The 13,893-nt window shown below is 68.7% G+C and carries 11 protein-coding genes; 7 read left to right on the forward strand and 4 right to left on the reverse strand.

Annotated elements, in window-relative coordinates; all coding sequences use genetic code 11:
• Positions 1 to 14: 14 nt before the first annotated feature.
• The 3 genes from FBF36_RS00280 to FBF36_RS00290 are packed head-to-tail and all read right to left on the reverse strand — an operon-like array spanning position 15 to position 2,184.
• On the reverse strand, positions 15 to 788 hold the full coding sequence (locus FBF36_RS00280; RefSeq protein ID WP_009397024.1) for an ABC transporter permease: 774 nt from the start codon (positions 786 to 788) through the stop codon (positions 15 to 17).
• The gene (locus FBF36_RS00285) at positions 788 to 1,612 is read right to left on the reverse strand and encodes an ABC transporter ATP-binding protein (RefSeq protein WP_009397025.1); all 825 of its coding nucleotides are present in this window, start codon (positions 1,610 to 1,612) and stop codon (positions 788 to 790) included. Before FBF36_RS00285 ends, FBF36_RS00280 begins: the two co-directional genes overlap by 1 nt.
• Positions 1,609 to 2,184: a TetR family transcriptional regulator gene (locus tag FBF36_RS00290; protein WP_225792395.1), complete on the reverse strand. Its 576-nt coding sequence runs from the start codon at positions 2,182 to 2,184 to the stop codon at positions 1,609 to 1,611. The genes FBF36_RS00285 and FBF36_RS00290 overlap by 4 nt, the downstream gene beginning before the upstream one ends.
• Positions 2,185 to 2,366: 182 nt before the next feature.
• On the opposite strand from FBF36_RS00290, the gene nrdF reads away from it, so the two are divergent.
• The 4 genes from nrdF (at position 2,367) to FBF36_RS00310 (ending at position 6,611) form a co-directional block, all read left to right on the forward strand.
• Positions 2,367 to 3,341 carry a class 1b ribonucleoside-diphosphate reductase subunit beta gene (gene nrdF, locus FBF36_RS00295; protein ID WP_003783772.1) on the forward strand — a complete coding sequence of 325 codons (975 nt, stop codon included), beginning with the start codon at positions 2,367 to 2,369 and terminating at the stop codon, positions 3,339 to 3,341.
• Between the two features lie 111 nt (positions 3,342 to 3,452).
• Positions 3,453 to 4,163 carry a hypothetical protein gene (locus tag FBF36_RS00300; RefSeq protein ID WP_009394441.1) on the forward strand — a complete coding sequence of 237 codons (711 nt, stop codon included), beginning with the start codon at positions 3,453 to 3,455 and terminating at the stop codon, positions 4,161 to 4,163.
• A gap of 169 nt (positions 4,164 to 4,332) precedes the next feature.
• Entirely contained in the window at positions 4,333 to 5,748 is a 1,416-nt protein-coding gene (locus FBF36_RS00305; RefSeq protein WP_009394443.1) for an LssY C-terminal domain-containing protein, read from the forward strand.
• Entirely contained in the window at positions 5,745 to 6,611 is an 867-nt protein-coding gene (locus tag FBF36_RS00310; RefSeq protein ID WP_225792396.1) for a hypothetical protein, read from the forward strand. Before FBF36_RS00305 ends, FBF36_RS00310 begins: the two co-directional genes overlap by 4 nt.
• A gap of 42 nt (positions 6,612 to 6,653) precedes the next feature.
• Here FBF36_RS00310 and FBF36_RS00315 read toward each other — a convergent pair whose 3' ends face one another.
• On the reverse strand, positions 6,654 to 7,640 hold the full coding sequence (locus FBF36_RS00315) for a LacI family DNA-binding transcriptional regulator (protein WP_009395270.1): 987 nt from the start codon (positions 7,638 to 7,640) through the stop codon (positions 6,654 to 6,656).
• A 250-nt stretch (positions 7,641 to 7,890) separates the two neighbouring features.
• Between FBF36_RS00315 and FBF36_RS00320 the strand changes: the two genes are divergently transcribed.
• From FBF36_RS00320 to efeU, 3 genes are all read left to right on the forward strand, one after another.
• Entirely contained in the window at positions 7,891 to 11,082 is a 3,192-nt protein-coding gene (locus FBF36_RS00320) for a glycoside hydrolase family 2 TIM barrel-domain containing protein (protein WP_138136939.1), read from the forward strand.
• Positions 11,079 to 12,644 carry an MFS transporter gene (locus FBF36_RS00325; RefSeq protein WP_009395281.1) on the forward strand — a complete coding sequence of 522 codons (1,566 nt, stop codon included), beginning with the start codon at positions 11,079 to 11,081 and terminating at the stop codon, positions 12,642 to 12,644. Before FBF36_RS00320 ends, FBF36_RS00325 begins: the two co-directional genes overlap by 4 nt.
• Positions 12,645 to 12,950: 306 nt before the next feature.
• Complete coding sequence (gene efeU, locus FBF36_RS00330) at positions 12,951 to 13,886, forward strand: iron uptake transporter permease EfeU (RefSeq protein WP_009395284.1); 936 nt, start codon at positions 12,951 to 12,953, stop codon at positions 13,884 to 13,886.
• Positions 13,887 to 13,893 lie beyond the last annotated feature (7 nt).

A 13,893-nucleotide genomic window follows, 5' to 3' on the forward strand; every position in this document is an offset into this window, starting at 1 on the left:
CAAGGGAATTGCGGTCAGTCTGCGCCCAGCTGGAGCCGGTCCCAGGATCGGAGGGTGACCCAGGCGCCGATCGCGGCGGTCATCACCGGTGTCGCCAGCAACGGCGTGCTGACCTCCGTCTGGTGCGAGACCCACACGATCGGGACGGACCACGGGACGTAGGAACCGAGCCCGAACCCTGCGGCAAGATTGGCGACGACGAGGATCACCAGCGTGAGCCCGATACCGGCCAGGTAGCCGCGCCACCGCGTCGCCGCCCACATGACCGGCAGCACGCTTGCGCCCAGCAGAGCGGCAACGAGCATCAGTGTCGTGCAGCACCCGGCGGCCCCCTCCGGTCCCAGGCCGAGCAGCAGCCCCGCCGTTGTGAGCGCTCCTGCTTCAACAGCTCCCAGGATGGTCGCCCAGGTCAGAACCACCGCCATCTTCGCCGCCGCGATGATGCCCAAGCGAGACGGAATCGCGAACAGGCCGACGACGGTGCCGTCGATGAACTCCCGCCCCGTACTCCATGACATCACCACGCCCACGGCCAGGAGCATTGTTACGCTCACACTCGTCGCCCCCAGGGCCGTGTAGCCGTCCCAGCCGGGCGAGGTCACCATTGAGGCGGCCTTTCGACCCAGATCAGTATCTCCGGCGTGCATCGCGGCGGCGTACCCGCCGACCGTGGTCGCCATGACCAGAACGAGGGCGGCTGCCGTCGCTACGCGCACGACCGTGCCCCGAGCCAGCTTGTGGGTCTCGAGGCCGATCACGACCCCGACGGTGCTGCGATCCATGGCCATTAGGGGACCTCCGTTCGTTCGCGATTCGCCTCCGTGCGGGCGTCCGGCCCCGCCCCTGACTCCAGGACAGTGCTGTCTGCGGCCAGGTCCGCCGCCAGGACGGCGTCGAAGAAGACTCTCTCAAGGTCGGTGCCTCCGGGGCGGCCGGGTTCCTCAGGCACGATCGTGTCGATGATCCGCCCCCGGTGCAGGACATCGACACGGTCCGCGATGCGCGTGAGCTCATCGAAGTGGTGCCCGGTCACCAGCACCGTTCCGCCGCGCCCGGTCACCTCCCGCAGAAGATCCCTGAATCCGACGACCGCCAGCGGATCGAGCCCATTGGTCGGCTCATCGAGGACGACGACGTCCGGTTCATGCGCCAGGGCGCCGATGAGCCCCACTTTCTGGCGCGTACCCAGTGACAGGCGGCGTGCGGGCATATTGAGCCAACCGGTCAGCGCCAGCGCCTCACTCATCCGTTGCACTGCCCGCTCGGTGCGCTCAGGATCGGCGCCGTGGAGCCGGATGGACGCCTCGATGTTCTGCCGAGCCGTGAACTCGGGGTAGGAGAAGGGCCTCTCCACCAGATGGCCCACCCGCCGCCAGACATCCCTGGGGGAGGAGGCGATGTCGCGGCCGTGCAGAAGAACCCTGCCGGCGTCGGGACGCAGCATGCCCAGGATGACGCGCAGAGCCGTGGTCTTCCCGGCGCCGTTGAGACCCACGATGGCGCGACACTCGCCGTCGGCGAGTGAGAGGCTGAGGTCGCGCAGAACAGGCTTCCCCCGCAGGGCGACGTGGACGCCCGCAACCTCCAGGGCCGCTGGTGCTGTACCGCTCATGCTTCCCCCAGCAGGCTGAGAAGACCCCGACTGAGGGTTGCTGCCGCATCGGCCGCCCCGGTGTCGGCTGCATTGCTCTCGCCGGCCCAGGCGAGCAGGAGGCTGCTCGCCGCTCCCATGACGGCTCCGGCCGCGGCCCGCGCCGCCGCGTCGTCCACCCCGGGAGCGGCAAGTGCCGCGGCGATGGCGCGCTCGGTCTCCTGACCCGCGGTTCGCACGGCGGCCGCCAGCGACGGGGTGAGGGCTGCCAGCCGAATGCGTTCATGGAACTCTTGGGAGGACATCTCCTTGCGCGCCGACTCCTGACTCATCGCCGCAACGAGGCCCCGCACGGCTCGGGTCAGTGGCCGCCACCGCTGCGGCTGAGCGCGCACCGCCTCGGCGATGAGTGGATTGAACAGGTCGCTCACCACCACGGCCTCCTTGGTGGGGAAGTGGCGGAAGAAGGTCATGTGAGAGACCCCGGCGGCCTTGGCGATCGCGGTGACCGGGACGGCGTCGAACCCCTGCTCGGTGAACATCCGCAGTGCGGTGCGCCGAAGCAGGTCGGCGGTGGAGGCGCGTGGGCTCATGCAAAAAATGTTAGTCACTCACATTATGTGAGTCAATAACGTCTCTGGTCGTCCTCCCGTCCGGAAGCCCCCGACGGCAGGAGCGCGGCGGGCACCACAGTCGCCAACCGGTCGGGCGTCACTGCCGGCCGGCGGTCTCGTCGGTAGCATGAGGCCAGCGCAGCCAACCCCGGGAGGAACTGATGCACGAGCCCATCAAGCTGGTCGACCGCGTCCAGGCCATCAACTGGAACCGCCTGACCGACGACAAGGACCTTGAGGTCTGGGACCGCCTCACCGGCAACTTCTGGCTCCCTGAGAAGGTGCCGCTGTCCAACGACGTGCAGTCCTGGGCCACCCTCAACGAGGCCGAGAAGAACATGACCACCCGCGTCTTCACCGGCCTGACCCTCCTGGACACGATCCAGGGCACGGTCGGGGCGGTCTCCCTCATCCCGGACGCCCGCACCCCCCACGAGGAGGCGGTGCTCACCAACATCGCCTTCATGGAGTCGGTCCACGCCCGCTCCTACTCCTCGATCTTCTCCACCCTCATCTCGACGGCGGAGATCGACGAGGCCTTCCGCTGGAGCGAGGAGAACGAGAACCTCCAGCGCAAGGCCCGCATCATCCTGGACTACTACCGCGGCGACGACCCCGAGAAGCGCAAGGTCGCCTCCACCATGCTGGAGTCCTTCCTCTTCTACTCCGGCTTCTACGCCCCCATGTACTGGTCCAGCCACGCCAAGCTGACCAACACCGCCGACCTCATCCGCCTCATCATCCGCGACGAGGCCGTCCACGGCTACTACATCGGCTACAAGTACCAGCTGGCCGTGCGCGAGTCCTCGCCCGAGCGTCAGCAGGAGCTCAAGGACTACACCTTCGAGCTGCTCATGGAGCTCTACGACAACGAGGAGCAGTACACCGAGGACCTCTACGACGAGCTCGGCCTGACCGAGGACGTCAAGAAGTTCCTGCGCTACAACGCCAACAAGGCCCTCATGAACCTCGGCTACGAGGCGCTCTTCCCGGCCGACGCCGTCGACGTCAACCCGGCGATCCTCGCCTCCCTGTCCCCCAACGCCGACGAGAACCACGACTTCTTCTCCGGCTCAGGATCCTCCTACGTCATGGGCACGGCCGAGGCCACCCAGGACGAGGACTGGGACTTCTGAGCGCATCCGGGCGGAGGTGGGGAGCACTTCCCCGGGTGGTCTCCCCATAGTGGGGGAGCGCGCGCGTGGCACACAATTTCGGTGTTCGCAGCGCGCCAGAAAGGAACTCCCATGCGCCCCACCGTCAAGGTTCTCTCCACCATCGCCGCCGTCGCCATGGCCGCCGGACTGTCCGCCTGCAGTGAGAAGGACACCGCCAAGCCCTCATCCGACGGAGCCGCCGCAAGCAGCTCCACCAAGGAGGACTCGGGTTCCACGGCGTCCTCGGACTCGACCTCGTCCAAGGACTCCAAGAGCTCCGAGGGCAAGGATGGGACCACCAAGTCCGGCTCCAAGATCCTGGAGATCAAGCCGGTGACCTTCAAGGACGAGCAGATCGGTCTCACGCAGACCTGTGACAAGGCCATTGAGGACTACCCGGCACCGAAGTTCAAGCAGAGCACGGGTGGCAGTGATAGCGGCACGGCGTACCTGCTTCACTGCACGCTCGAGTTCAGTGGAGACTTCGGCTACAGCAGCACGCTCTCAGATTCCGCGTCGCTCCAGGACAAGGGGGACTCCTCCCTCAAGGCGGACGATTATGGGAGCCTGCTGGAGGATGATATGAAGGATGACGGCCTCAAGGTCCTCGGTTCCGATGACCTCGGTTCTCGCAAGGTGGAGGGCTGGTTCGGCTTCGCCTCCGCGGGGCAGACGGCCAAGCTGAAGCCCTTCTCCGAGGGCACCACCACCATCGTCTACGACCGCGCAGCCGGAAAGGGCATCCAGTCCGGCAAGCAGTACGAGGCGTACACCGACACCCAGGACCTCGTGCTGAAGTAGATCAGATGACCTTCTTCCCTCGGCGGTCCTGAGACTCCCGCCGATGCTGTTCCCCGGCTGCCGCGTCCCCCGTGCCCACAGGTCCGAGGGGCGCGGCAGCGTGTGAGGGGGGCGGCTTGCGGCGGTTCGGCCGGCCTCCGGAGTCCCTCATCTTCGGTAGCGTGCTGCCATGACGTCATCCGAGGTGACTCGCCCCCGTCCGACGGCGCCGCCGGTCTACCGGGACGGGCCGTCCAAGATGTCGGAGGTCGACGCCCGCTCCTGGAGCGTCGACGACGTCCTCGACGCCGTCTTCTTCGCCATCGCCGCCGTCGCCACGCTGTGGCTGGCCTGGCTGCTCATCGGCTCGGGCTGGCACCTCGATGCGGTGCTCGTGGTCAACTCCCTGCTGTTCTGGGCGGTCCTGGCCTACCTCGCCCTGCCCCGCCTCCACCAGGTCCTCACCTGGCTCTACGTCCCCGACTACTTCATCGGCCGCACCCGCACCCCCGACGGGCTCCTGGGCGACCCCGTCAACCTCGCCGTCAAGGGAGACGAGGAGGACATTCACGAGGCGATGGTCGCGGCCGGCTGGGTGCGCGCCGACCCCATCACCCTGCGCTCCTCCTGGAGGATCGTCATCTCCTCGCTGCTGCGCCGCTCCTACCCGGCCGCCCCCGTCTCCAACCTCATGCTCTTCGGGCGCAAGCAGAGCTTCGCCTACCAGAAGGAGGTCGAGGGCAACCCCGCCCAGCGCCACCACGTCCGCTTCTGGTACTGCCCGCCCGGCTGGTCGCTGCCCGGCGGTGGGCACGTGGACTGGCTGGCCGCCGCCACCTACGACCGCGCCGTCGGCCTGAGCGTCCTCACCCTCCAGGTCACCCACAAGATCGACGCCGACATCGACATTGAGCGCAACTACGTCGTCGACGACGTCCGCTGGGCCAACGAGGCCGCCGAGCTGGAGATCTGGCCGGACTTCTTCACCTCCTACCACGACAGGAACGGGGGAGGGGACCGGGTGGTCACCGACGGCTCCCTCCACGTGCTCGACCTCAACGAGGTAGTGCCCGGCTCCGATTCCGGGCTCTCCCTGCAGCAGGCCCGCCTGGCCGACCTCGAGGCCCGACGGCGCCGTCCCAGCCAGCTCGTCATCGCCCTGGTGCTCATCGGGCTCACGGTGGCGGTTGAGATCATGCGCGTCGCCCGCATCGACATCACCCAGGTGCTGGAGGCCGCCCCGGTCCCCGAGGAGGACCCGGGGGCGATCACCGCCGTCGTCGCCCTCATCGCCACGGTGTCCGCCGGCCTGACGCTCCTGACCGCCGCCCTGGGGGTGGCGGCCTGGCACGGGCACCCGCGCGGCCGCATCGCCCTCATGGCGACCCTCGTCCTGGGCATCGTCACTGACATGGTTCAGGTCTCCAGCCTCGGGGTCCGGCAGGCCACTCTTGGCCTGGTCGTCACCAGTGCACTGCAGGTCCTGGCCCTGCTGGCGCTCTCGGCCCGGCAGGTCCACGAGTGGGAGCGCGCCCGCAAGGAGGAGCGCCTGGCCGCCCGTGCGGGTGCACGGGGCGACCGAGCGGCAGCTAGGGTGGACTCATGAGCGAGTACCTGGCAGGACCGCAGGACAACGGCGCCGGCGGCGCGGGGCCGGCGGGTCGGTCCGGCCGGCACGCCGGCCGTGTCAGTCACGTCAGTCACGTCGACGAGTCCCGGCCCGTCGATGGCGACCGCGAGCACGTGCGCTTCGGCATCCCCTTCAACGGGGTCGTCCCCATCTGGCACGACGACGCCACCATCACCTGGCACCGGCCCGCCGACGGTACCGACCTGTCCGCCGTCCTGGGGATGGGGCTGGTGGAGTCCGAGCCCGGCCCAGCCCAGGCCCCGGCCGGTTGGCAGGAGCGCGTCGAGACCGGCGTCCTCACCGACTCCGGCCGTCTCCTGCTGCTCAAGGCGGCCACGCCGTCGGGCCGCCGCGCCATCAATGACCCAGGTGAGGGCGCCCCCATCCCCCTGGAGGAGCCGCTGAGCTACGCGGAGGCCATGGAGGGGGTCTTCGACGTCGTCGGCTTCGGCATCCATATCGGCCGCGTCATGCTGCGCGCCGCCCGCGACGGCGGCATCATCCTGTTCACCCTGCGTGCGCCGCGCGACCCCGAGCCGCACCACATCCTGTCCGTGCCCGCGCAGGTCGACGACCGCGGCGTTATGAGCTTCCACCTGGGGACCCTGCAGGAGATGGAGGGCGGTGCCTGGGACTCCGCCACCCACCAGGACGGCATGGCCCTGCTCGACCTCACCATCCCCTACTCCGACCTCGTGGCCGAGGCCGGCCCCAACGGCGAGGAGGGACTCGACGCCGACAGCGTCCTGGAGATGGCGCAGCCGGTCGTCCAGTGCATCCTCAAACCCGGTTACCCCTTCGCCCTGGGCGCCTCGATACTCCTGCCGCAGGCCGACTGAAGGGAGGGCCGGGCTGAGCCGGGTCGATACTGCGCCGCGCGCTCAGGCGGCCGGCGGGGCGGTCGAGCCGCGCACGAGGAGCTCGGTGGGGATGATGACGCTGCGGCCGCCGTCCCGGGGCCCGGAGCCCGCCTGCTCCAGCACCAGGCTCACCATCTCGCGGCCGTGCCTCCTGAAGTCCTGACGCACGGTGGTCAACGGCGGGAAGGTGTACTCGCCCACGGCCAGGCCGTCGAAGCCGACCACCGAGACGTCGGCGGGAACGCGCCTGCCTCGCTCGTGCATGGCTCGGATGAGTCCCAGGGCCAGCTCGTCATTGGCGCAGAAGACGGCCGTCACCTCCGGGTCCGCGGCCAGGCGCAGGCCGGCCTCGTAGCCCGCTGCTGCCTCCCAGCCTCCGGCCACTGGCTCGGGGGCGTCCCTGCCCGCCTCTCGTAGGGTCCTGGCCCAGGTGGCCTTGCGGATGAGGGCGGACTGGGAGTCCTCGGGCCCGCACACGTGGTGAACGGTGCGGTGCCCCAGCTCCAGAAGGTGCGTGACGGCGTCGCGCACCCCACCGATCTGGTCGGCGCTGGCCGAGGGGTAGTAGTCCACGAGCGTGGAGTCAGAGACCGCCACCGGCATCGAGGGCGGCAGGGCCAGCTGTTCGCGTCCCGCCCGTCCGGCCTGCACGACGACGAGTCCGTCGATGGCCTGGTGTGAGAGCCGGTAGACGGCCTCGCGCAGCTCCTCGGAGGCGGGGTGCTCCACCTGGACGAGATTGACGGCGTAGCCGACGGCGGTGGCGGCCTCCAGCACGCCCGCGGTGGTCAGGGCCTCCCCGGTGCGCTGGATCTGCTGGGTCAGCACGCCGATCGTCTTGAAGGAGCCGCGACGCAGGGCCTGGGCGGCGCGGTTGGGGGAGTAGCCGAGCTGGTTCATCGCGCGCTGGACCCGCTCGCGGGTGTCGGGACGGACGTGCTCCGAGCCCGCCGCCACGCGGGACACCGTCTGAGCGGAGACTCCCGCCAGGCGGGCCACGTCGCTCATCGACGGCGCTCCCTGCGCCCCTCGGCTCTGCCCTGGCATGGCGAGAGGTTATCAGGAGTGTCAGGGGCATCCACATCCTGATGAAATGGTGACGTTGCCATAGTAGTCCACCTCGGGGGGTGGCGAATCGAGAATTTGTCGGTAGATATACCTAGCGGAGCCGGCGTCGATCTAGTATGTTAACGTCACTACGCAGGCGTCGCACTGCTGCGCGTCCTCTGTTCCCGTCAACCCTCTGGGGAGCCGAACAATGATCGTTCCGAGACACTTCGAGGACCTCGACGTCCTCCATGAGCACACGCTGCCGCCACGCTCCTACTACGTGCCCGCATCCCGTCCCATCGCCACCAGCCCCTGGAGGCGGGAGGACTCCGACCGCTTCCATCTGCTCAGCGGACAGTGGGCCTTCCGCTACCTGCCCAGCATCCACGAGCTGGCCGAGCCCTTCTGGGAGCAGGATGCCGGCGTCACCTCAGCCGACGGCGACTCACCCGGCGAGGCGGACCCCGCCCGCCTCCCGGAGGGCTTCACCATGATTCAGGTGCCCAGCACCTGGCAGCACCTGGGTTACGACCGCCACCAGTACACCAACGTCCGCTACCCCATCCCCTTCGACCCGCCCCGCGTCCCCCAGGACAATCCCTGCGGCGCCTACGTCCGCGACTTCGACTACACCCCGGACCCCGTCGCCCCCAGCACCTACCTGACCTTCGAGGGTGTGGACTCCTGCTTCTACGTGTGGCTCAACGGCACCTACGTCGGCTACAGCCAGGTCTCCCACGCCTCCGCGGAGTTCGACGTCACCGAGCTCCTGCGCCCCGGCACCAACCGCCTGGCCGTCCTGGTGCTCAAGTGGTGCGACGGCACCTACCTGGAGGACCAGGACAAGTTCCGCACCAGCGGCATCTTCCGCGACGTCTACCTCTTGAGCCGCCCGGCCGCGGTCCTGTTCGACTACGTCACCACCACCTCGCTGGGCCCGGTGGTGGGCACCGGCCTCGACGCCGGCCCGGCCACCGCCCTGGTCAGGATCCAGGGCGCCTACCGGGGCGGGACCGTCCCCACCTGCGTCGAGCTCGTCGACCACGACGGCGCAGTGGTGGCCGCCGGCGAGCTGGAGCCCTTCGCCGGCGACGACGGCTACACCCACCGCGCCCGCCTCACCGTGGAGGCCCCCTACCTGTGGAGCGCCGAGGACCCCTACCTCTACACCCTGGTCATCACCACGCCGGGTGAGGTCATCACCGACCGGGTGGGCATCCGCGAAGTCACGGTGAGCGACGCCGTCGTGCACCTCAACGGCCGGCCCATCACCCTGCGTGGTGTCAACCGGCACGACTCCGACCCGACCACCGGGCCCGTCGTCGACCTGGAGCACATGCTGTGGGACCTGCGCCTGATGAAGGAGCACAACATCAACGCGGTGCGCAGCTCCCACTACCCCAACGACCCGCGCTTCTACCAGCTGTGCGACGAGCACGGCTTCTACGTCATGTCGGAGGCCGACAACGAGAGCCACGGCACCCAGAGCCGCTTCCTGGCCGACCCCTCCTGGGACAACCAGGTCGAGCACTGGAACGAGCCCATCGCCGACAACCCCGAGTGGACGGAGGCCACCGTCGACCGCATGAGGCTGTGCGTCCACCGCGAGAAGAACCGCCCCAGCATCATCTCCTGGTCCGCCGGCAACGAGTGCTCCTACGGCTGCACCCTCGAGGCGGCGCTCTTTTGGGCCAAGGAGTTCGACCCCACGCGGCTGACCCACTACGAGAGCTCCTACTACCGCGACTCCAAGCGCCGCTACGACTACTCCTGCATCGACCTGTACAGCCGCATGTACCCGGCCATCGAGGAGATCCGCGACTACCTGGACTCCGACCCGGACAAGCCCTTCATCCTCGTGGAGTACTGCCACGCCATGGGCAACGGCCCCGGCGACCTCGAGGACTACTGGGAGATCATCCGGGCCGACGAGCGCATGTGCGGTGGCTTCGTGTGGGAGTGGTGCGACCACGCGGTCACCGCCGGGACCAGCGACGACGGCCGGCCGATCCAGCTCTACGGCGGCGACCACGACGAGGCCGTCCACGACGGAAACTTCTGCGTCGACGGGCTCGTCTCGCCCGACCGCGTCCCCCACCCGGGACTCGCCGAGCTCAAGAACGTCCAGCGCCCCGCGCGCGTCGTCGAGTACGACCAGGACGAGGGCCTGCTCACCATCCACAACGACCTCGACCACACCGACCTGTCCCAGTACCTGCGCATCTCCTATGAGGTGCGCTGCGACGGTGTCGTCGTGGACCGCGAGGACCTCGACCTGGTGGAGCCCGTCCCGCCGCACACGAGCGTCATGCTGCGCTGCGAACCGAAGGTCCCACCCACCGGGCGCTGCCACCTGCTGGTCACCTACCGGCTCGCGCGCCCCGACTCGCTGCTGACCGCCGGGCACATCCTGGGCTTCGACGAGATCGCCCTGCGCAACGCCGACAGACGCCACCGCTGGGTCGCCGCGCTCGCCGGCCGGCCCATCGGCGAGACCCGCCTGCCGGTCAGGCGGGAGGGCACCCGGATCGAGGTCGACAGCGACAGGCTCAGCTGCGCCATCGACACCCGCACCGGCCTGCCCGTGTCCCTGTCCTCGGAGGGCCGTGAGCTCCTGGAGCGCCCGGTGGAGCTCAACATCTGGCGGGCGCCCACCGACAACGACCGCCACGCGCGCCTGGAGTGGGAGCGCGCCCACTACCACCAGGCCGTGGCCCGCGCCTACGGCGTCGACGTCGACGAGGAGCCTGGGTGCGTCACCATCAGCGCCGACGTCGGCCTCGTGGCGCCCTCGGTCCAGCCCGCCCTGCGCGGACGGCTCGTGTGGATCCTCACCGACGACGGCGTCCTGAGCCTGAGCCTGCGACTGCGTCGGACGCTGGGCTTCCCCAGCCTGCCGCGCCTGGGGCTGCGCCTCTTCCTGCCCGAGTCCATGAGCCAGGTCGACTACTACGGCCTGGGCCCTCAGGAGAGCTACGTCGACAAGCACCGCGCCAGCTACCACGGCGCCTTCAGCGCCGACGTCGTCGACCTCCACGAGGACTACATCAGGCCCCAGGAGAACGGCAGCCACGCCGACTGCAACAAGGTCGTCGTCTCCGGGGGCGGGCTGAGCCTGGCCGCCGTCGGGCCGACCCCCTTCTCCTTCAACGCCTCCCGCTACACGCAGGAGGAGCTGGCCGCGCGGCGCCGCAACACCGAGCTGACGCCGTCGGGCAGCACGGTCCTGTGCCTCGACGCCGCCATGGCCGGCATCGGATCCAACAGCTGCGGGCCCGCCCTGCGGCCCCGCTACCAGGTCGACAGCCAGGAGCTGGGGATGGAGCTCCATCTCCTGCTCAACCCCCTCATCACCCACACCAGCACTCACACCAGCACTCACAACGAGGTGAAGCCATGAGCAGCGACTCCGCCGGCAAGAAGACCGGCGCCCCCACCGCAGGAAGCGGGCTGGAGGCGGCCAGTGAGAGGAAGTACCTGACGTGGTACAACAAGGTGGGCTACGGATCGGGCGACGTCGCCGGCAACGTCGTCTACGTGCTCCTGTCCGCCTTCGTCATGATCTACCTGACGGACACCGCCGGACTGAATGCGGGCGTCGTCGGCACGCTCATGATGGTCTCCCGGCTCTTCGACGGCTTCTCCGACATCATCTTCGGGGCGCTGCTGGACCGCACCAACACGCGGATGGGTAAGGCCCGCCCGTGGATGCTGTGGGGGTTCGTGGGCTGCGCCGCCATGATCATCGCGATCTTCGCGATCCCCACGAGCCTTGGGGACACCGCCAAGTACGCCTGGTTCTTCATCGCCTACACCCTGCTCAACGCCGTGTTCTACACGGCCAACAACATCGCCTACTCCTCGCTGACCGCCCTCATTACCCGCAACGGGGCCGAGCGCGTGCAGATGGGCTCCATCCGTTTCATGTTCGCCTTCGGGACCAACCTGCTCATCCAGAGCATCACCGTGGGCGGCGTGGCCCTGTTCGGCGGCGGCGCCGTCGGCTGGCGGACGATGGCGATCATCTACGCGCTGCTCGGCCTGGCGGTCAACACGCTCTCGGTGCTCTCGGTCAAGGAGCTGCCGCCCGAGGAGCTCGTGGGTGAGGAGGAGCCCGAGGAGGAGAAGCTCTCGGTGGGTGAGTCTGCCAAGATGCTTGTGTCCAACAAGTACTACCTCATCATCCTCATCGTCTTCCTGCTCACCCAGATCTTCACGGCGATGCTCAACATGGGCATCTACTTCATGAAGTACGTCCTGGGGGACGAGGACCTGCTGAAGACCTTCGCCTGGTCCATCAACATCCCGCTCATGATCGGGCTCCTCATCACGCCGGTGGTGGTGAGTCGCTTCGGGAGCATGTACCGGATCAACATCGTCGGCTATGTCATCGCGACCCTGGGGCGGCTCGGGGTGCTCGTGGCCGCCTACATGAACAGCCTCCCGCTCATGCTGATCCTCTCCGGGATCGCGGCCCTGGGCATGAGCTCGCTACAGGGCACGCTCAACGCCCTCATCGCCGAGGCCTCGGAGCACACCTGGCTGCGCACCGGTAAGCGCATCGACGGGCTCATGTTCTCCTGCACGTCGCTCGGCGTGAAGGTGGGCGGCGGGCTCGGCACGGCCCTGTCCGGGTGGCTGCTGGCCGCCTCCGGGTACGACGGGGACCTCAAGGTCCAGCCGGAGTCCGCCATCCAGATGATCTACATCATGTACGTGTGGTTGCCGCTGGCGGCCAACGCGCTCATCCTCTTCCTGCTCATGCGGCTCGACGTCGAGAAGGTCAACACCCGGCTCAAGGAGGAGGCCGACGCCCGGGCCGAGGTGGCGGTCGGCGTCGGAACGACCGGCGGGGGCTCCGTGGTTTTGGGTGAGGCCGGCGACGCCGTCGATGGTGGCGACGCCGTCGGGACCCCGGCTGCCGCGGCGGGCACTGGCGAGAGCGAGGACTCGACGAGCTGAGGCTGCGCGAGCGGCTCGACTCACGGGTGGGGGCGAGACTGAGGCGACACGGACCGTGCGCCCTCGCCCCCGCCCGCCTTCCCGGGGCGGTGCGCAGGCGGAGTTCTTCTCCGCCGGCGCGCCGCCCTCGTGTTGATGGCTCTCGGCAGCGGATCCGCGTCCTTGACGGACGCCGGCTCTGGCAGGGGCTCCTGGGTGCAGCCAATATGGATACGACGATCGCGAGGTCTTGGTGATCAGATCGCCACAGGCTAGGCTTACCTTGCTTGTAGTGATCCGAGACAAATTTCGTGACCTGGAGGTCGAGTGTTCGCCAACCTGCTCATCGCCCTGAGGGAAGGCCTGGAGGCGGCGCTCGTTGTCAGCATCATCGTCGCCTACCTGGTCAAATCCGGTCGCCGCGACGCCCTGCCCAAGCTGTGGCTGGGGGTCGGGCTGGCGGCGCTGATCCCGCTGGTCGCTGGCGCCATCATGACCTGGGGCCCCAAGACCCTCACCTTCCAGGGCCAGGAGATCCTCGGCGGCACCCTGTCCTTCGTCGCCGTCGGCCTAGTGACCTGGATGATCTTCTGGATGGGGAAGAACGCCCGCGAGCTCAAGGGCGAGCTGGAAGGATCACTGTCCAAGTCCCTCTCTGCAGGCAGCTCCGGCTGGGGCATCGTCTGGATCGCCGTCGTCGCCGTCGGGCGCGAGGGGGTGGAGACCGCCCTGTTCGTGTGGGCCACCGTGCGCTCCAGCATCGAGACCTCCGCCATGCAGGCGACAGTGGGCGTCATTGCGGGACTGGCCATCGCCATCGTGCTGGGTGTCCTCATCTATCAAGGCGCGGTGCGCATCAACCTGCGCGTCTTCTTCGCCGTGACCGGCTACTTCCTCGTCGTCGTCGCCGCCGGCATCATCGCCTACGGCATCGGAGACCTCCAGGAGGCCGGCCTCCTGCCGGGAATCATGAGCCACGCCTGGAACCTGTCCTCCTACCTGCCGGACAGCACCTCGCCCTTCCACTGGCTCTACGTGCTGCTTCAGGCCATGTTCCAGTTCAACCTCCAGCCCACCGTCCTGCAGGTCGTGGGCTGGTGGGTCTACATCGTCCCGACCCTGGTCCTCCTCACCCTCCAGATCACGGGCCGATGGCCCTCGTCCGGGCGTGCAGTCGACGCCGTCCCGGCCGCCGCGAGCACCGAGGACTCTGCCGATGCCGCCGACTCCGCAGGCTCGAACGACGCCGTCGAGGCCTCCTGACCACCCC

This window comes from Actinomyces sp. oral taxon 171 str. F0337 (genome assembly GCF_005696555.1).
GTDB classification, from domain to species: domain Bacteria; phylum Actinomycetota; class Actinomycetes; order Actinomycetales; family Actinomycetaceae; genus Actinomyces; species Actinomyces oris_E.